Source organism: Flavobacterium frigoris, from assembly GCF_900111075.1.
Taxonomy (GTDB): Bacteria; Bacteroidota; Bacteroidia; order Flavobacteriales; family Flavobacteriaceae; genus Flavobacterium; species Flavobacterium frigoris.
In genome coordinates this window covers 696,933-715,762 of the sequence record NZ_FOFZ01000001.1, presented here as the reverse complement: position 1 = coordinate 715,762, position 18,830 = coordinate 696,933, and the positions used below count along the sequence as shown (strand labels likewise).

Below are 18,830 nucleotides of genomic sequence, written 5' to 3'. Positions count from 1 at the left end.
TTTATTAAAAATCTTTTCCTCTTAAACCAGTAACTAAACTAAAGCTATTGATTTTTTGCTCTTGTAAAATATCCATTACTTTTTTAATAGCTGGATACTCTTCTTTTGCATCACCTTTAATAGCGACCTGCAATTCTTTATCATTTACTTCTATATTTGCAATACGCGCATTATAGATCCATTCTTTCAACTGATTATCCAATGAGTCTGTAGGTATCCCAGGTTGCCCTGCTTTACTTCTATCAGATGCTTTCATTTCAATAATTTGTTGAAGATTAAGAATTGGCACACCAAAATCATCCATCCTTGAGAAAGTATTTTTGTCAGCATCAGAAAAAGTAACACCGTACTTTTCCGCCATTAACTCTAACGTTCTCATTCGAACTTCTTTTCCTTTCAAATCAAAGAACACCTTTCCTTTACCTACAGTTAATGTAGCTAAATCAGTTTCAGGCAATTTAGTCTGAACTGTTGAAGAAGGAGTATCCACAGGCAATGCCTCAGGAATTTTAGCTGTCGAAGTCATCACAAAGAAGGTAAGCAAAAGGAATGCGACATCACACATCGCGGTCATATCAGTAGACCCAGGATTTTTCTTTATTATTATTTTAGCCATTCTTTTTGTTTTTTATTTGATATAAATATCAACATATTATTGCTTCAAACTTCCTCTGAATCTTCTGTAAGTATTTACAATTGAAACAGCAGCCTCATCGATTGAATACGTTAAATCATCAATTTTAGAAGTAAAGAAATTGTAAGAGATAATCGCTACAGCTGAAGTACCAATACCAGTTGCAGTATTAATAAGTGCTTCAGAAATACCATTTGCAAGCGCTGCTTGATCAGGAGTTCCTGCTGCTGCCAATGCACCAAACGCTTTAATCATACCAGATACAGTTCCTAACAATCCAATAAGAGTTCCTAAAGAAACTAAAGATGAAATAATTGTCATATTCTTTTGTAACATTGGCATTTCAAGTGAAGTAGCTTCTTCTATTTCTTTGTGAATAGTCTCTGCTGCTTCTTCACTATTAAATCCTTCTTTCTTAACTGCTTGGTATTTTACTAACGCAGATTTAATTGCATTTGCAACAGATCCTTGCTGTTTATCACATGAAACAATCGCTTCATCAATTTCACCTTGTTTGATACTTGCTTGTATCTTAGTCATGAAAGTATCTAATTTAGTTTTACCAGCTGCCTTAGATATAACAACATATCTTTCAATAGAAAAAACAAGAACCATCAATAACATTCCTAATAATACTGGCACAACTGCACCTCCATGAAAAACTTGACCTAAAAGATTCAAAGGATGTCCTGTCTCAACATTTCCTCCTTCAAAATTCGAAGGATTACCCATGATAAATTTCCAGATCATAATACCAACACCAATACATGCAACAATAATAAGCCCTGAAACCATTCCTCCACCGTTTGAAGTGCTTTCTTTTTTAACGTTTGCCATTTTTTCTAATTTTAATAGTTTTAAATAATTTATTTTAGTTGTAATAAACTTGTAGTTCCGCAAATTTATATGTTTAGTTCAAATAAAAAAACTTTTTTTAATTTTATTCGAATTTAATTTATTTAAAAAAAACCCAGGATTTTTAAATCTATGATTTTTAATCAACATCGTTAAACAAATTTAATGTTTTTTGAAATATAAACTATCATTTTGTGAAATATTAAAACAATCTTTCAATAAACACAATTCAATCTGTCAAAATAAATTTTTCCACTATTAACAATAAAAAGGGAATAAAATTACAGTAAAAATCGAAATTACGTCATTTCAAATAATAATAATAATATCTTGCATGTAAAATCAACACGATCAATGTTATGAACAGAAAAAAAGATTTTATAAAGCATATTACTGAGGGGTACACTGCCAAGGGTGAAAGTATTATTCTTGGAGGAGCTGTACTTGATGGCGACGCCTTGCCGGACGCGCATGTAAAAATCCCATTAAAAACCCTCAATAGACATGGATTAATCGCCGGTGCTACTGGAACAGGTAAAACCAAAACCATTCAAGTTTTATCAGAACAATTGTCATCATTTGGAATTCCTGTATTAATGATGGATATCAAAGGCGATTTTAGTGGGATAGCCAAAGAAGGAGAAGAAAAACCATTTATTACCGAACGGCATGCCAAAATAAACATACCATATTATACCGCTAAATTCCCAGTCGAGCTATTAACGCTATCCGAACAAAACGGAGTACGACTGCGCGCGACTGTTTCAGAGTTTGGGCCAGTGTTATTTTCACGAATATTAGGTTTGAATGATACGCAGTCTGGTGTAATCTCAGTAATATTTAAATATTGTGATGATAACAAAATGCCTTTATTAGATCTTAAAGACATCAAAAAAGTCATCAATTACATAACTGAAGAAGGAAAAGATGAAATCACAGAAAACTACGGCAAAATTTCTACTTCGACTACGGGAATCATTCTTAGAAAGATAATCGAACTAGAACAGCAAGGCGCTGAACTTTTTTTTGGCGAAATGTCTTTTGATATCGACGATTTAATGCGAATTGACGAAAACGGAAAAGGCTATATTAATATTATTAGGCTAACGGATATTCAAGATAAACCAAAATTATTTTCGACTTTCATGTTGAGTCTTCTTGCTGAAATATACCAACAAATGCCAGAGAAGGGAGATTCCGAACAACCTGAATTAGTGATTTTTATTGACGAAGCACATCTGATTTTTAACGAAGCCAGCAAAGCGTTATTGGAACAAATAGAGACTATCGTAAAACTAATTCGTTCAAAAGGAATTGGAATTTACTTTGTAACCCAAAACCCAATGGATGTCCCGAGCGGTATATTAGCGCAATTAGGTCTGAAAATACAACATGCTTTGAGAGCGTTTACGGCTAAAGACCGACAATCAATAAAACTAACAGCGGACAACTATCCTACTTCTGATTATTACAACACCAGTGAAGTATTGACCAGTTTAGGAATTGGCGAAGCACTTGTTACCGCTTTAAATGAAAAAGGAATCCCTACTCCCCTTGTAGCTACCATGATGCGGGCACCGATGAGCCGAATGGATGTTTTAATCGAGAGTGAAATTCAGGATATCAACAACAAATCAAAATTAGTAAAAAAATACAGCGAACTTATTGATCGTGAAAGCGCGTATGAGATGCTTAACAAAAAAATTGCCGTTATAGATACGGAAGTCGCTAAAGAAGAAAAAGAGAAAGAAGAGGCTAAAGCAGCAACCAAATCTAAGCAAAGGCAAGGGCAAAGCACCACAGATGCTGTAGGTAAATCCGTCTTAAAGGTTTTGACTAGTGCCACATTTATAAGGGGAGCATTGGGGATTTTATCAAAATTGATGAAAAAATAACGCAATAAATTATAAAGAATATTTTAGTCATCCCCAATTACCCCTGTCACTTATACTCAGTTCTAATTAAGAGACCAAGTAGAAAACGGAAATATTGGAGACCAAAAAGCGACGTATCAAAAGAGTCTCCTAGAAAAGAAGACCTACATAAAGGCATTTTTCATCCTGTTTAAAAACAACAAAACCCGGAATCACATTTGAGAGTATTATTTAACTAAAAACATACAATGAAAAAGTATTTTGTCCAAAGCGCTCCATTCATAGTCCCAACAACTGATGGAAAATTGATTGAAGAACACCATGGCTTAGCCACAACTAACAATCCCGAAATATCAATTGCTCATATGATTGCACCCCCTAAATGGAGCGAACCATTTCAAACTCCAGAGTTTGAAGAATACACGTACATCATAAAAGGTAAAAAACAGTTTAGTATCGAGGGGGACATTATAGTCCTTGAAGCTGGACAATCTATAAAAATAGAAAAGAATACCCGCGTTCAATACTCAAATCCGTTTGGCGAACCATGTGAGTATATTGCTATATGCAAGCCTGCATTTGACTTCGCTAAAGCGCATCGCGAATAATAAATAAAACAGTCAAGAATTAAACCTTAGTTCTTGACTGTTACTTTTTCATTTAAAAGACCTATAATTTTACTTTCGACAACTTCGCTATCGCCAACAGCCTCTCTACTTTCCGTTTTTAAAACTTCCTCAATAATACCATTTTAATCAACTCAGTTTGCCAGAGCAGCAGTAAAAGGACAATTACTACATACTATTCTACTATAAAGTGGAACCTACATATCAGAGTGTATATCTAAAAAAAACTTTTCCTACAGGAGGAATTTATAAGTTAACATGTTCAAGCTGGTATTTTAGAACTCATCTCCAAAATAACACTCACTTACTTCCTATTGTCTTTGTGGCAAACAAATATTAACTTATCTACGGTTTGTACTTTTGATGAATAGCGGGGCTATATATTTACCCTCAAACATCTGATTAGTTTACTAATAACACAACAACTGTCCCCTCGATTTCCGACACCCTCTTCGTAAATGATTAATGTCAAGTCGACATTAAAATAGAATTTACAGAAATCTCTAGCTTAGTTTTAAAATCAATAAAAAACAAAACCCAATATACTGCTACTTTAGCTCAACCAGCCATAACAATATTTCCTTAATGAAAAATCACATCTGCATATGTGATAATTACAAGTGATACTATCGATTCATCTGAAACAAAAATTATTCTACTGATCTATTAATTTCATTATATTTTTTGAAGATATCACTTCGAGTCAATTACACATCTCCTATAATATAGATATAAACTAATTTTCTTGTAATAATTGTGATTATAAAAAAAAAATATTGTTTTAATTACATTAAAAGCTTTTAATTAATCTATATTGACAACGTTTAATAGTATTAATTAACAGAATAGACATTATGATCACATTTATTACAGCCATAATTTTACTAGTATTGGGATATGTTTTTTACGGTAAATTTGTTGAAAATATATTTAAACCCGATCCCAATAGAGCGACTCCCGCCTATACCCACGCAGATGGGGTAGATTTCGTCCCCATGAACAGCAATAGAAATTCATTAATACAGGTTTTAAATATTGCAGGAGTCGGCCCCATTTTCGGACCAATATTAGGAGCCTTATACGGACCGGTAGCTTTCCTTTGGATAGTACTTGGTTGCATTTTTGCTGGGGCTGTCCACGATTATTTAACAGGAATGATCTCCATAAGATATGGAGGCGCTCACCTACCTGCTTTAGCATCTAAATTTTTAGGTAAATCCTTTAGTCACGTCGTAAATTTCTTCACCGTATTGCTGCTTCTTTTGGTAGGAACTGTTTTCATTTCCGCACCGGCAAGTATGATAGATGACCTAATAGGTAAAGATTTAAATATGTTTACCCTAATTGTACTTGCTATCTTTGTATATTATATGATTGCAACAATTTTACCCATCGATAAAATTATTGGAAAAATATACCCCGTTCTTGGACTTCTATTATTGTTAAGTGCCGTAGGTGTAGCATTTGGAATGTTTATGTATGGACATCCAATTCCAGAATTGACTCTGACCAACATGCATCCGAAAGATATCCCATATTACCCCGTCATATTTTTAACAATATCCTGTGGCGCTCTATCTGGATTTCATGCAACCCAATCTCCAATAATCGCCAGAACGATTAGAAATGAGAAAGACGGACGGAAAATATTTTACGGGATGATGATTGTAGAAGGAATTATTGCTATGATCTGGGCTGCAGCTGCAATGAGCCTCATGAACGGAGAAGACCTTAGTGTTTTGCTCGCGAATGAGGGGCTTCCTGGAGTAGTGCATAAAATTGCAACGGTATTTTTAGGAACTATTGGCGGAACCATTGCTATTTTAGGTGTTATTGTTTTACCTATAACTTCTGGAGACACTTCCTTTAGGGCGGCAAGAATGATCATTGCAGATTACCTGAAAATTGACCAGAAGACTCTTAGAAACAGGTTTATGATTGCAATACCCCTTTTTGCAATTGCCTTTATTCTAACTAAAATAGATTTTCAACTTCTATGGAGGTATTTTTCCTGGGCAAATCAAAGTATATCAGCAATTGCCTTATGGATTGGAACCGTCTATTTGTACCAAAGAAAAACCCTTTATATTATTGCGTTAGTACCTGCGTTTTTCATAACATCTGTTCTCGGGTCTTTCCTTTTTTATGATCCTACCATAGGTTTTGGTTTAGACATAGTAACCTCAGATATTATTGGAATTGTTATTGCTGTGTTACTAACGATCTTGTTCTTTGTTGTTATGAAAAACAACAAAGAATTGCCTAAAAGTGAATAGTTATATTTTTGAAAGTATCAAAACTAAAAAAAGTAGTGTATTTTAATGGAAAATAAGGATCCATTAATTTTACCGCACTTTAATTTAGTCGCTATAAAAAATAAAAATCATTATTAATGTTGATGTTAGCTATATGAAAACCTACGTTTGATTTCACTAAAGTACATCATGAATAACAAATACAGCCGTCAAGAATTGAATATCTAATTCTTGGCGGTTTCTTTTTCATTTAAAAGAGCTAAAATTTTACTTTCAACATCTTTGCTATCCCAAACGGCCTCTATATTTTCTATTTTTAAAACCTCCTCCATAATGGCATTTTGATCATCTCCGATGGCTAAAGCTTCAGCATAAGGACGATCACTAAATGTCACCCTACTATAAAGTGGAATCCATTTATCAGGATGTTTGTCTGAAAACCATTTTTCAATCTTCTTTTGCAATAGAAATTTATCATCGGCTGTTTTAGAACTCATTTCCATAAAATTACGGTACGAAAGTTCTGCAATAGCATCAGCATTGGGCTTACGTGATTTCTCGTATTCTGAAAAAATCATTTCCCAATCGTCTCCGTATTTTTCCATCATTTCATTTAAAATCGAAATGTCTTCAAATCCCGCATTCATCCCTTGCCCATAAAAAGGAACAATGGCATGACAAGCGTCTCCAATTAAGGCAATTTTATCTTTATAAGTCCAAGGATAACATTTCATAGTCACCAATGTACTTGTTGGATTTTTGAAAAAATCTTCGGCTAATTTTGGAATTACATCAATCGAATCCGGAAAGTTTTTTTCGAAAAATAATTCCACATCTTTTCTATTTTCGAGCAAAGCAAAAGAATTCTCACCTTCAAAAGGCATGAATAAAGTACAGGTAAAACTTCCGTCCAAATTAGATAACGCAATTAACATATATTCCCCACGCGGCCAAATATGAAAGGAGTTTTTATCTAATTTATGAGAACCATCAGGATTTGCAGGAATATTCAATTCTTTGTATCCAATATTTAAAAACTCTTGCGAATAGTTAAACATACTTTGGCGTTGCATACGGTGGCGTATTCTCGAAAAAGCACCATCTGCACCAAAAACCATATCGTATTTCTTTTCTTCCCAAGCTCCCCGCTCCGTTTCTCCAATGTGTAAAGTAGCTTCAGACAAGGTAACGTCCCAGATTTTTTGATCGAAGAAGAATTCGGCTCCAGCTTGTTCCGCCAAATCAATCATTCTCCTGTTCAAATCCCCTCTTGAAATGGAGTAAATGCTCTCTCCTTCTTGACCGTAATTTTGAAAATTAAGTTTATCCACCAAGTGAATGGCGCGTTTGTCCATGGGTATTGCGATTTCACGAACCGAATCCCCAACACCAACACCATCTAATGCTTTCCACCCCCTGTTTGACATTGCTAAATTTATGGAACGTCCTGAGAACTGAATTTGTCTAATATCAGGGCTTCTATCGTATATGTGAACAGTATGCCCTGCTTTGCGTAAGTAAATAGCTAATAAAGAACCGACTAAACCGGAACCTACAACTGCTATCTTTTTTGGAGTTTGCATTATTTTTTATAAAAGTTAGGCAAAATTACTGATTTATTATTTTAACGGCTTTACAAACCTTTAGTTTTTAACGGGTATAAAAACCAATTTTGTTGAAGTTTTAACAATCTCTTCCTTATTGAGCATCATTTTTCTAAAATTTCCCGTGTTGTATATTTCTGATTGATCATTGTAATGAGCACTTAATGGATTGCCCGATTGCCCTGTAGGCAGAACATTCCAGCTATTTTCAATATCGGAAAAATCAATAACTCTTCTCGAGGACGGACCTCCCTTTACTACATATTTCGATTCATTTGTATAATCAAACATTTGGTTGTTGATTACTTCATTAGACCCCGATACCTCAAATGGCCCAACATTAAATATTTTTCTTAGCATAGCGATTTTCCCCAACGGATGCTGATATTCTACAACATGTACTTTATCCCAAGTCCAGGCCGGAACTGATTTCCCTAATTGTGTTTCTAATGCCGAAATTGCCTCTTTAAAGGATTTCGCAAGAATCTCGCTTCTAGATTCCTTTCTGTCTTTGGTATCTATGTTATCCCACCACAATGATTTCTCATTTACAATTACTTTAGCAATTAATTGTTTCATTATGTGTGTTGCTAAGAACTGAGTGAATCCCTCTTCGCCTAACTCGTCTTTAAACGTATTTTTTAAATACATATAAATTACCTTGTTGTAAATCGTAGGCGCTACATCTTCTGTGTTATTTGTTCCTTTCCAAGATTTTAAAATAGTAACTGCTTCCTTTTCATTTTTCGAAAGTGAATTGACCTCTAAACCGGCAATTAAATTCTTAACCACATCTGGAGCCACTGACGAAGTGTTATCAGTGATCATCTTACCAACAGATTCTTTATCCCAGTTTGACTTTGGTTCTAATAATTGGGTGATTCTTTTGGCTCTATCCTCTGGAAGGTAATAGCCTGGATATAAAAATCCATCAACCGCTTCAGGTTGATTGTTGGCTGAATACACGTAGTTCCATTCTGGATTTTCTGCCGAAGGATTTTTGGAGAAATCCAAATATTCAGTAATATCATCTTTTCCAGACGAACCATTCAAGATCAAATGAGTATCCACTCCGTCATTGTGCTTGTATAATTTGCCCGTTGCCCACCAGGCTACATTTCCTTTAGCATCCCCATACATCACATTTAATCCTGGAGCTGAAATAAGTGCTACTCCTCTTTGAAAATCAGCTTTGCTTTTTGCGTGAGAAAGGGTATAAACTGCATCCAAAATATGGATGGGTTGCTGGGTATAAATCCAAGACATCGCCACTGGCTTCTTATCATCTAAACCAACTATCAAATTGTTCATGACGGGACCGTGACGACTCACTTTTACGTTCATCACTACATCTGTGCTATCTTTTACTTTTATAATTTCTTTTCTAATTATGTAATCACTAAAACCTGTGGGTGTTTTATATTTATTGGCATTATCATGACTATTCTCTTCTTGGTACAAATCAATATCATCATTCTCAAACATAGTTAAGCCATAAGCATAATCCCTATTATGTCCCAATAAAGGAAAAGGCGTTCCTGCCAGATAGCAGCCATATAATTCAAATTGAGGGGTCACTATATGAGCTTCGTACCATGTTCCTGGTTGCGAAAATCCAATATGCGGGTCATTGGCAAAAATCACTTTTCCGTTTTTGGTTTTCTTTGGCGCAATCACCCAACTGTTACTTCCCACAAATGGAGGAATAGGTGAATTATCTAATAAGGCCGCTATTGATTTTGAAATCGATAAAAACTCTTGTGGTTTCTCCTTTGCGTTTTTAATTATTGTAGTATTCAATTCCCCATCAAGACCAAAATCCTTAAGGTACTCCACCCCATATTTATTACGAATATCTGTCAATAATGGATCCGTTTTTTGTGCCATGGCAAAACTAAAGGACATATATCCGAAAATATTATATACGTCTTTTATCGTGAATTTCTCTTTCTTCACACCGACCAACTGAAACTCTATTGGGGTCACACCTGCTTCCATATACTGATTGATTCCCTCCACGTAAGCCGCTGTCAATTTATAACTTTCGCTATTTTTATCTAAAGCTGCAATCGCTTTTTCCGAAGCTTCTTCAATACCAAGGCCAGCAAAGAATTTATCGTTCTTTAAAGCAACGTTTCCAAAAATCTCCGACAAACGACCCGGCGCTATACGTCTCATCAATTCCATTTGCCACAATCGATCTTGTGCATGAACATATCCCAAAGCAGTCATCGCATCTTTAGAATTATTGGCATATATATGAGGTACCCCGAAGCCATCAAAATATACTGTTGTTTCATCGTGAATACTTTTCAGTTCCACTTTACCTTCGTATTTAGGTTTTAGGTAAAAACCATACAGTACCATTCCAACAATTAGAATCGCTATTAATGAAACTAAAACTAGGAGGGTTTTTTTGACTACTTTCATTTTGATGATTTATGATTCACAAATATAAATAATTTCGCATGTATTTGAGTGAATTCTATTTTATTCATTTCATTATAAAACTGCGTTTTAAAAAAAATAAAAAGAGTGCCTAAATTCCAATATGAAATCTAAACACTCTTTTATCAAAAAAAAAATTATTATTTTTTGCTTCCGTCAATAATGGCACCGGTACCAGCTCCAATACCAGCTCCAGCCACACCACCGATTATAGCTCCCTGTACTTTTTTCTTACTTATAATCGCTCCGGTAGCTGCACCAACTCCTGCACCAATTACAGCTCCTTTTGCTGTACTGCTCCAACCTTTCTTTTCTGTAGTGGTCGTCGTAGTAGTCGTAGTGTTAGTTCCTGGCTGATTAACTATAATAGTTTCTTTTTGCATTTCTACTTTTGTCATTTCCACCTGCATAGAGTCAATCACTTTTTGCTTTTCCATTGCAACTTCCATAGAGTCAACAGTTGCTTTTTTGGCAGCTTCTAAATCCATTTTTCCTTGATTTTTACAAGAAACAATTAACAGAGACAATGCTATAAAATATAATGCTTTCATGATTTTATTTTTAATAATTAATAATCTACAAAGAAACATAAAAAACTAAAACAAAAAGTTACAGAATTCGAAAAAATATTTATATAATTAAAGTCTTAGTATCAAATTCTCTAAATATAGTTGTTCTTTTATACTCTCAAAATACTAGAATGGACTAAATCGTATTTTTATAATTTTAAGAAATAAAAGCTCATGACTATAATAAAAAAAATAGTAATAGTTATTTTTGGCCTCATTATATTAATCATAACCTTAAATTATGGATTGATTTTTTGGTTAAAAAAGCAGGTTCCTAAAATTATTGCTGAAAAGAACCCGACATCTTATGCTATTACTTATAGCGATTTACAAATTAATCTCTTATCAAAAAATATCAAGGCATCCCGATTAACCATTTCTCCCAAAAGAAGATCACAAGACAGTTTAAAAAAAATAGGTATTTATGCTAAAATAGGATCTGTTGAAATAAATGAATTTAAAATATGGGATGTTCTTTTTAACAATCGCATTAAAGCAAGAAGCATTATTATTGCAACTCCAGAAGTTATTCTTTACAAGAAAACACAGCACGCAATTAATAATTCTAAGAGTTTAGGTACTGAGGTAGTAAAACCATTTGAAGAAATTATTATGGTTTCAAACATCGCACTGAATAAAGGTAGTCTTAAAATTATATACACAAAAACAAACAAACCTATTCTCAGTGTCGTCAACTTGAATTTAAATATAGATGGGATTGTAATTACGGATAACTTATTACAAAAGAAGATTCCTTTTTCCTATCAGGGATACACTATCAAAACTGATAGTATCTATTATCGTGTAAATGATAATTACCATCTTAAGGTACAAAATTTCCAAGCTACTACTAAAAGTTTGATTGTCAAAAAATTTGAATTACTCCCAGAATACAGCCGACGGGAATTTGTTAAAAAACTAGACCAAGAAAAAGACCTTTTCACACTAAAATCAGAATTTATTAAAATCAATACGATAAATTGGGGTTTTAAAGATGATAAAATATTCTTTAATGCCAACTCAGTTGCAATAGATCAACTATCAGCAAATATCTATAGAAACAAACTACCTGCCGATAACTTAAGCAGAAAACCATTCTACAGTAAACTCCTTCGGGATTTACAATTTCCATTGAAGGTAGATACTCTTGCTATACGTAATTCTATTTTAGTCTATGAAGAAGAAATAAACTTCCATAAAGGCCCCGGCATACTGACTTTTAATAATTTTAATCTGAAGGCGACTCACATACAAAGTGGGTATCAACAAAAAAAGCTCGCCGATGTTTCCATTGACATACGCTGCAAATTCATGAAAAAATCTCCTTTTAAACTCAATTGGAGGTTTAATGTTTTGGACAAACAAGATCGCTTTACGGTGCATGGAATTGTTTCTAATCTAAACACCGAGGATTTATCTCAATTTACAAAACCATATATCAATGTCACTACGATAGGTACATTTGATGAACTGAAGTTTACCATAAAAGGAAATAATTTGAATTCGTATGAAAATGCCTCGCTACAATACCATGGTTTAAAAGTAACTCTTTATAGAAAAGGAGCTCCAGAAAAGAAGAACAAACTAAAAAGCGCACTGGTCAATTTGATTGTTAAAAATGATTCCAAAGGCAAAATTATTCATACTGAGGCCAACGTCGAAAGAATACCTGAAAAATCATTCTTTAATTTCTTATGGCTCAATATTGCAGCAATACTGAAACAAATTTTAATTTAGAAAAATAATTTTTAAAAATGAGTTAGAATTCAGTAATTACCAAAATGCATCCTCTTCAAAATTTAAAATCGCAATCAGTCAATACTATTGTTTATTATTATTGTATTTTTGTTAAACAAAATTATTTTAAATAAACTACTATGACTGCAATTTCTCAAGATGATCTTTCTAAACTTGAAAAAGTGGAACGATTAAATTTAATTAATTCTTGCACGGGTTACAAATCAGCGAATTTAATTGCCACACAATCACTGAAAGGAGAAAGTAACGTTGCGATTTTTAGTAGCATAACCCATTTAGGAAGTAATCCTGCGTTGATAGGGTTTATTGTGCGCCCCACAACAATTCCCCGTGACACGTATAAAAACATTAAAGACACGGGACATTTTACCGTGAATCATGTTACCGAGAATATGATTGTTGACGCACATCATACATCGGCTAATTATGAAAGTGGGGTATCTGAATTCAGCAAAACAAATCTTGAAGAAGAATGGAAAGAAGGGATTTCTGTTCCTTTTACAAAAGGCAGTCCAGTGCAGTTGTATTGCAAATATGTAAATGAATATTACATTAAAGAAAATGACACCATACATATTATTGCCTCAATAGAACAGCTATTCTTTGATGAAAAATTAAGACATGAAGATGGCTGGCTACAAATAGAAAAAGGAAATGTAGTTGCTTTAAATGGCATTGATGGTTATTGCTTACCCAAGTTAATTGACCGTTTTGAATATGCTAGAAAAGACACTCCAACAAAATCATTTTTTAAATAAAACTCATGGAATTTTATTGCTTTTGAATTTATTTTTGAATGCTAGAGATCTAGAAATAAAACCCATTGACAAATAGAATATTTAACTTGTCAATGGGTTTTTAATTCTATTAGTGTACTTCTTGAATTCCTTTTTTTAATATTTGCCCAAAATCATACATATCTTCAAAAGAACAGTACAAAGGAACTGGTGCAAACCGAATTACATTAGGTTCACGCCAATCTGTAATCACTCCATTTTTCATCAAATAATCAAACAAACTGCGTCCTTCTCCGTGAAGTAAAACGGATAATTGACATCCTCTTTCATCTAAACTTGCTGGTGTAATTATTTCAAAACTACTGTCAACTTCTTTGTCGATCTCCTGAAGAACAAATTCTAAATAGGAAGTTATTTTATCTCTTTTTTCAATTAGCGCGTCCATCCCTATTTCATCAAACATTTCAACAGAAGCCAAATAAGGCGCCAAAGAAAGTACCGGCAAATTACTTATTTGCCAACCATCTGCCCCATGAACGGGATCAAAAGTAGGTTCCATCTTGAAACGGCGTTCTTTGTTGTGTCCCCACCAACCAGCAAATCGTGGTAGATCCGGATTGTCGTGGTGTTTTTCATGTACAAAACATCCCGAAGCATTTCCTGGCCCTGAATTCATGTATTTATAACTACACCATGCAGCAAAATCAATATTCCAATCGTGTAGTTCTAATTTTATGTTTCCGGCAGCATGGGCAAGATCCCAACCTACAACGGCACCCGCTTCATGTCCTGCAGCGGTTATCGTTTTCATATCAAAAACCTGACCCGTGTAGTAATTCACTCCGCCAATTAAAACCAAAGCCAGTTCATCACCAACTTCCTTAATTTTAGCCAAGACATCTTCTAAACGGATGTTATGCTCTCCATCGCGTCGTTTAATTTCTACAATAGCTTCCTCTGTTTTGTATCCGTGGAAATCCACCTGACTTTGAAACATATATTGATCTGAAGGAAATGCTTTTTCCTCACAAATGATTTTATATCTCGTTTTTGTAGGTCGGTAAAAAGACACCATCATTAAATGAAGGTTTACGGTCAATGTGTTCATCACGGTAACTTCTGACGGAAGCGCACCTACAATTTTAGCTAATGGCGCAGCAAAACGCTCGTGATAATCCCACCATGGTTTTTCGGCATAAAAATGGCCTTCAACCGCTAGATTTGCCCAATCATCCATTACTTCATCAACATAGGCTTTTGTTCTTTTGGGCTGCAAGCCCAATGAATTCCCAGTGAAATAAATTACTTTTTTATCATTCACTTTTGGAAAAATGAATTCGTCTCTGTATTTATTTAATTTGTCTTGTGAATCAAGTTTCTTTGCAAATTCTTTAGTGTTTTCGAAAGTCATGGATATAATTTAGTTTTGTAAAAATAACTAATATTTATTGCTGCGCAAAGTGCCAATGCTTTATTTAACAAGTTAAATGAAGTTAAATGCCAATTGGAAGATTCCGATAAGGAAAATCATTTAACTCCTAAATTTTAAGTATATTTACTTACATTTAAATATAAGTCACATGCTTAAAAACAGCCTAAACGTAATTATTCTTTCTATAGCCGTGGTCATCTCTGCTTTTTTGTTTTCTAACGCTTTCCAGAACAGAAATAAAAGCAGTGACACCATAAGTGTTACCGGATTAGGAAAAACAGATTTTGTATCGGATCTAATTGTTTGGAAAGGATCTTTTTCTAAAAAAAGCAACACCTTAAAAGAGGCCTACGCATCTTTAGACGCGGACCGAGAAAAAATTAAAAATTATTTATTGAGCAAAGGAATCCCCGCTGCTGATATTATTTTCTCAGCAATTACTTTCAACAAAGACTACGAGACCAGTTATAATGAAAACGGAACCGTTAGACAAACTTTATTTACTGGTTTCACCTTAAACCAAAATGTCAGTATTCAGTCTAAGGATGTAAATAAAATTGAAGATGTCTCGAGACAATCCAGCGAATTAATTAACACAGGAGTTGAGTTTTACTCGAACGCTCCTGAATATTACTATACGAAACTGGCTGAATTAAAAATAAAAATGATTGCCGAAGCCACAAAAGACGCTAGTACCAGAGCTAAAAGTATTGCTGAGAATGCTGATGCTGCTTTAGGCAATTTAAAGAAATCGGATATGGGAGTTTTCCAAATTATAGCTCAAAACTCCTCTGAAGATTATTCTTATGGCGGTTCATTTAATACCAATTCTAAAAACAAAACAGCCACTATTACAATAAAATTAGTGTATCAGGTGGATTAGATTATTTCGCTAAAATGGAATTACACACAAGGGCGTGAGGGTTTGCTTCGCCAGTTCGCTATTGCTCGTGTGAAGTGGAAATCCTTTTTTATAATTTAGTGGCTACTGGAATTATAAAAAAGATTGTAACAAATAGCCCGACCCTTTTGGGGCACGCCCAAAAAAAAATCTCGCCATTACTGACGAGATTTGTGAATTAACCTTTTATTTTTATTAGATGATCAACATGGCATCACCATAAGAATAGAACTTATACTCTTCTTTTATTGCTTCTTCATAGGCTCTTTTCATTAAATCATGTCCGCAAAATGCTGAAACCATCATTAATAAAGTAGATTTTGGCGTATGAAAGTTGGTAATCATACAGGTAGGAATTGTAAATTCATGAGGAGGGAAAACAAATTTGTTTGTCCAACCATCAAACGGATTTAGTGTTCCATGTGAAGAAACCGAACTTTCTACAGCACGCATTGAAGTAGTTCCTACAGTACAAATACGTTTTTTATGCACTTTAGCGTCATTTACAATATCACAGGCTGCTTGAGTAATTTTTAATTCCTCAGAGTCCATTTTGTGTTTTGACAAATCTTCTACCTCAACAGGATTGAATGTTCCCAAACCAACGTGTAGAGTTACCTCAGCAAATTTGATTCCTTTGATTTCTAATTTTTTCAATAAATGCTTAGAGAAGTGCAATCCTGCAGTAGGTGCCGCTACAGCTCCTTCTTCTTTAGCATAAATTGTTTGGTAACGCTCCGCATCTTCTGGAGTAACATCTCTGCTTATGTATTTTGGGATTGGAGTTTCTCCAAGTTCTGTCAATTTCTTTCTAAATTCTTCATACGAACCATCGTAAAGGAAACGCAATGTTCTTCCACGAGAAGTGGTATTATCAATAACCTCAGCTACTAATGAATCATCGTCACCGAAATACAATTTATTTCCGATTCTGATTTTACGTGCCGGGTCTACTAAAACATCCCAAAGGCGTTGTTCAGCGTTTAGTTCTCTAAGTAAGAAAACTTCGATTCTCGCACCCGTTTTTTCTTTGTTTCCGTATAAACGTGCCGGAAAAACTTTGGTATTATTCAAAATTAAAACATCGCCATCGTCAAAGTAATCGATAACGTCTTTAAACGTTTTATGTTCGATAGTTTGTTTCTTACGATCAATAACCATTAAGCGAGCTTCATCTCTGTGTTCAGACGGAAATTCTGCCAACAATTCCTTAGGTAAATCAAATTGAAAATGTGATAATTTCATCTTTATATTTTTGTTTAAAAGTTTCTAGTATAAGACCTACTTATTTAGCCCTATAGTAAAACTTATTTAAGAATGCAAATATACGACTGTGAGATAGGCGTTGTCAAGTGTTTTGCTGTTTAATTTAGACACAAATTTGCAAAGTAACAAAGCGACAAGTGTTTACCCCCGTAAACATTGACAATTACGCTATCAGTTCAGCAATATTAAAACCTAAAATTTTCAAATCTTCCCAAAAATCAGGGTATGATTTAGAAACAACTTCGGCATTTTCGATTATTATTGGCACTTTTAGCGCCAAAGGAGCAAATGCCATTGCCATTCTGTGGTCATTATAGGTTGCAATTTTAATATTAGGATTGATTCTATTTGAAGCAATAAGCGTTAAACTATCGTTTGTTACCGAAATATTTGCGCCCAGTTTTGTAAGCTCAATTCTAAGTGCTTCTAGTCTATCTGTTTCTTTAATCTTTAAAGTATGTAGTCCTGTAAGATGACAACCAATACCTAAACCAAGACAAGTGACAACAATAGTTTGCGCAATATCTGGAGTGTTGTTAAGTTCGAAATCCACATCTCCAAATTTAAAATCAGGCACTTTAGCCAAAGTCATTTTATTCCCGTCGAAATGAGTTTCCACTCCCATTTGTTTATAGATTTCCACCAAAGCGGAATCTCCTTGCAAACTTGTTTCTTTATAACTACTCAAAGTGATTGAGGCCGTTTCTGACAAAGCCACTAAACTAAAAAAGTAAGAAGCGGAACTCCAATCGGATTCTACTGTCATTTCTTTTGCTTCAACGTCATCCTTTGGATATACTTTGATTAGATTTCCTTCAAAGCTTGTTTTAATATCTAAATCATTCAGCAAAGCCAAAGTCATTTTAATGTACGGCACAGAAGTAATCTCCCCAACCAAATTTATTTCGATTCCGTTTTCTAATTTTGGCGCTACTAACATTAAAGCCGAAATGTATTGACTGCTTACGTTTGCTGGAATATTTACCTTAGAAGCGGTTATCTTTTGTCCTTTGATTCGAATAGGCGGATATCCCACTTCATTTTCATACGTGATTTTCGCACCTAGTTGTTCCAATGCTTCCACTAAAACTTTTATAGGACGCTCCGTCATACGTTGTGAACCAGTCAAGACCACTTCACGACCTTCGTTTACTGCAAAAAAAGCGGTAAGAAAGCGCATTGCCGTTCCCGCATGATGAATATCTACAATTTCTTCCTTTCCTATAAGTGCTTTTTCCATCACCTCGCTATCATCAGAGTTGGATGTGTTTACTAATGTTATAGCAGGAAAAAGTGCTTTTAACAATAAAAGTCTATTGGTTTCACTTTTCGATCCAGTAACTGCAATTTGCGCTTGTAAGTTGGAATGGGTAGTTTGTAACAGTAAATTCATGTTGTAATTATGAGTGATAAATTTAGAATTATAATCCGTAGAATTCAAGCACGCAATTTACCACTCCACGGCTATAATTCATAATTTATAATCCACAAATTATTTCAGCTTTTCATTGTTTTTGTGACGATCCTTATCTCGTACCGATTTAAAATCCATTTTCTTATCGAAAGCGGCTTGTAAATCGATTCCAGTTTGGTTTGCAAGACACAAAACCACAAAAACGACATCGGCTAATTCCTCGCCTAAATCCTTGTTTTTATCACTTTCTTTTTCGGATTGTTCTCCGTAACGACGGGCAATAATACGCGCTACTTCACCTACTTCTTCGGTAAGTTGTGCCATATTAGTCAGTTCGTTGAAATATCGAACGCCGTGTTCTTTAATCCAATTGTCTACGTCTAGTTGGGAATCTTTTAAGTTCATGTTGTTATGTTTTGACACAAAGTCATTTCCGATAGTTATCAGAAGTTCCAAA

The 18,830-nt window shown here is 34.4% G+C and carries 15 protein-coding genes; 6 read left to right on the top strand and 9 right to left on the bottom strand.

What is annotated here, in order from left to right:
- Positions 1-4 precede the first annotated feature (4 nt).
- Both BMW63_RS03020 and BMW63_RS03015 read right to left on the bottom strand, forming a co-directional pair.
- On the bottom strand, positions 5-616 hold the full coding sequence (locus tag BMW63_RS03020) for an ExbD/TolR family protein (protein WP_074721067.1): 612 nt from the start codon (positions 614-616) through the stop codon (positions 5-7).
- Positions 617-652: 36 nt separating this feature from the next.
- Positions 653-1,471, bottom strand: coding sequence for a MotA/TolQ/ExbB proton channel family protein (locus BMW63_RS03015; protein ID WP_074721170.1), 819 nt, complete (start codon positions 1,469-1,471; stop codon positions 653-655).
- A 377-nt stretch (positions 1,472-1,848) separates the two neighbouring features.
- On the opposite strand from BMW63_RS03015, the gene BMW63_RS03010 reads away from it, so the two are divergent.
- From BMW63_RS03010 to BMW63_RS03000, 3 genes are all read left to right on the top strand, one after another.
- Positions 1,849-3,384 (top strand): helicase HerA-like domain-containing protein, encoded by a 1,536-nt coding sequence (locus BMW63_RS03010; RefSeq protein ID WP_074721065.1) that lies wholly within the window; start codon positions 1,849-1,851, stop codon positions 3,382-3,384.
- Positions 3,385-3,611: 227 nt separating this feature from the next.
- Positions 3,612-3,971 (top strand): cupin domain-containing protein, encoded by a 360-nt coding sequence (locus BMW63_RS03005; protein ID WP_074721063.1) that lies wholly within the window; start codon positions 3,612-3,614, stop codon positions 3,969-3,971.
- Between the two features lie 872 nt (positions 3,972-4,843).
- Positions 4,844-6,265, top strand: a complete 1,422-nt coding sequence (locus BMW63_RS03000) for a carbon starvation CstA family protein (RefSeq protein WP_074721061.1) — start codon at positions 4,844-4,846, stop codon at positions 6,263-6,265.
- A gap of 203 nt (positions 6,266-6,468) precedes the next feature.
- Here BMW63_RS03000 and BMW63_RS02995 read toward each other — a convergent pair whose 3' ends face one another.
- The 3 genes from BMW63_RS02995 to BMW63_RS02985 form a co-directional block, all read right to left on the bottom strand.
- Positions 6,469-7,827, bottom strand: coding sequence for an FAD-dependent oxidoreductase (locus BMW63_RS02995; RefSeq protein WP_074721059.1), 1,359 nt, complete (start codon positions 7,825-7,827; stop codon positions 6,469-6,471).
- A 60-nt stretch (positions 7,828-7,887) separates the two neighbouring features.
- Positions 7,888-10,278: a penicillin acylase family protein gene (locus tag BMW63_RS02990; RefSeq protein ID WP_074721057.1), complete on the bottom strand. Its 2,391-nt coding sequence runs from the start codon at positions 10,276-10,278 to the stop codon at positions 7,888-7,890.
- 158 nt (positions 10,279-10,436) lie between these two features.
- The gene (locus BMW63_RS02985; RefSeq protein WP_074721055.1) at positions 10,437-10,847 is read right to left on the bottom strand and encodes a YMGG-like glycine zipper-containing protein; all 411 of its coding nucleotides are present in this window, start codon (positions 10,845-10,847) and stop codon (positions 10,437-10,439) included.
- 192 nt (positions 10,848-11,039) lie between these two features.
- Here BMW63_RS02985 and BMW63_RS02980 point away from each other — a divergent pair, with 192 nt between their 5' ends.
- Both BMW63_RS02980 and BMW63_RS02975 read left to right on the top strand, forming a co-directional pair.
- Positions 11,040-12,602: a hypothetical protein gene (locus BMW63_RS02980; RefSeq protein ID WP_074721053.1), complete on the top strand. Its 1,563-nt coding sequence runs from the start codon at positions 11,040-11,042 to the stop codon at positions 12,600-12,602.
- Between the two features lie 140 nt (positions 12,603-12,742).
- Positions 12,743-13,381 (top strand): flavin reductase family protein, encoded by a 639-nt coding sequence (locus BMW63_RS02975; protein ID WP_074721051.1) that lies wholly within the window; start codon positions 12,743-12,745, stop codon positions 13,379-13,381.
- 109 nt (positions 13,382-13,490) lie between these two features.
- On the opposite strand, the gene kynU is transcribed toward BMW63_RS02975, so the two are convergent.
- Positions 13,491-14,771: a kynureninase gene (kynU, locus tag BMW63_RS02970; RefSeq protein WP_074721049.1), complete on the bottom strand. Its 1,281-nt coding sequence runs from the start codon at positions 14,769-14,771 to the stop codon at positions 13,491-13,493.
- Between the two features lie 169 nt (positions 14,772-14,940).
- Here kynU and BMW63_RS02965 point away from each other — a divergent pair, with 169 nt between their 5' ends.
- Entirely contained in the window at positions 14,941-15,675 is a 735-nt protein-coding gene (locus BMW63_RS02965) for an SIMPL domain-containing protein (RefSeq protein ID WP_074721047.1), read from the top strand.
- Between the two features lie 213 nt (positions 15,676-15,888).
- Here BMW63_RS02965 and queA read toward each other — a convergent pair whose 3' ends face one another.
- The 3 genes from queA to BMW63_RS02950 all read right to left on the bottom strand — a co-directional run bounded on the left by queA (position 15,889) and on the right by BMW63_RS02950 (position 18,778).
- The gene (gene queA, locus BMW63_RS02960) at positions 15,889-16,938 is read right to left on the bottom strand and encodes a tRNA preQ1(34) S-adenosylmethionine ribosyltransferase-isomerase QueA (RefSeq protein ID WP_074721045.1); all 1,050 of its coding nucleotides are present in this window, start codon (positions 16,936-16,938) and stop codon (positions 15,889-15,891) included.
- 184 nt (positions 16,939-17,122) lie between these two features.
- Positions 17,123-18,352, bottom strand: a complete 1,230-nt coding sequence (gene aroA, locus BMW63_RS02955; RefSeq protein ID WP_074721043.1) for a 3-phosphoshikimate 1-carboxyvinyltransferase — start codon at positions 18,350-18,352, stop codon at positions 17,123-17,125.
- 99 nt (positions 18,353-18,451) lie between these two features.
- Positions 18,452-18,778 (bottom strand): nucleotide pyrophosphohydrolase, encoded by a 327-nt coding sequence (locus tag BMW63_RS02950; protein ID WP_016988618.1) that lies wholly within the window; start codon positions 18,776-18,778, stop codon positions 18,452-18,454.
- Positions 18,779-18,830: the final 52 nt, after the last annotated feature.

Bases quoted from the DNA above. Each gene is read 5' to 3' on its own strand.
- BMW63_RS03020 (WP_074721067.1), bottom strand. From the start codon at position 616: ATGGCTAAAATAATAATAAAGAAAAATCCTGGGTCTACTGATATGACC.
- BMW63_RS03015 (WP_074721170.1), bottom strand. From the start codon at position 1,471: ATGGCAAACGTTAAAAAAGAAAGCACTTCAAACGGTGGAGGAATGGTT.
- BMW63_RS03010 (WP_074721065.1), top strand. From the start codon at position 1,849: ATGAACAGAAAAAAAGATTTTATAAAGCATATTACTGAGGGGTACACT.
- BMW63_RS03005 (WP_074721063.1), top strand. From the start codon at position 3,612: ATGAAAAAGTATTTTGTCCAAAGCGCTCCATTCATAGTCCCAACAACT.
- BMW63_RS03000 (WP_074721061.1), top strand. From the start codon at position 4,844: ATGATCACATTTATTACAGCCATAATTTTACTAGTATTGGGATATGTT.
- BMW63_RS02995 (WP_074721059.1), bottom strand. From the start codon at position 7,827: ATGCAAACTCCAAAAAAGATAGCAGTTGTAGGTTCCGGTTTAGTCGGT.
- BMW63_RS02990 (WP_074721057.1), bottom strand. From the start codon at position 10,278: ATGAAAGTAGTCAAAAAAACCCTCCTAGTTTTAGTTTCATTAATAGCG.
- BMW63_RS02985 (WP_074721055.1), bottom strand. From the start codon at position 10,847: ATGAAAGCATTATATTTTATAGCATTGTCTCTGTTAATTGTTTCTTGT.
- BMW63_RS02980 (WP_074721053.1), top strand. From the start codon at position 11,040: ATGACTATAATAAAAAAAATAGTAATAGTTATTTTTGGCCTCATTATA.
- BMW63_RS02975 (WP_074721051.1), top strand. From the start codon at position 12,743: ATGACTGCAATTTCTCAAGATGATCTTTCTAAACTTGAAAAAGTGGAA.
- kynU (WP_074721049.1), bottom strand. From the start codon at position 14,771: ATGACTTTCGAAAACACTAAAGAATTTGCAAAGAAACTTGATTCACAA.
- BMW63_RS02965 (WP_074721047.1), top strand. From the start codon at position 14,941: ATGCTTAAAAACAGCCTAAACGTAATTATTCTTTCTATAGCCGTGGTC.
- queA (WP_074721045.1), bottom strand. From the start codon at position 16,938: ATGAAATTATCACATTTTCAATTTGATTTACCTAAGGAATTGTTGGCA.
- aroA (WP_074721043.1), bottom strand. From the start codon at position 18,352: ATGAATTTACTGTTACAAACTACCCATTCCAACTTACAAGCGCAAATT.
- BMW63_RS02950 (WP_016988618.1), bottom strand. From the start codon at position 18,778: ATGAACTTAAAAGATTCCCAACTAGACGTAGACAATTGGATTAAAGAA.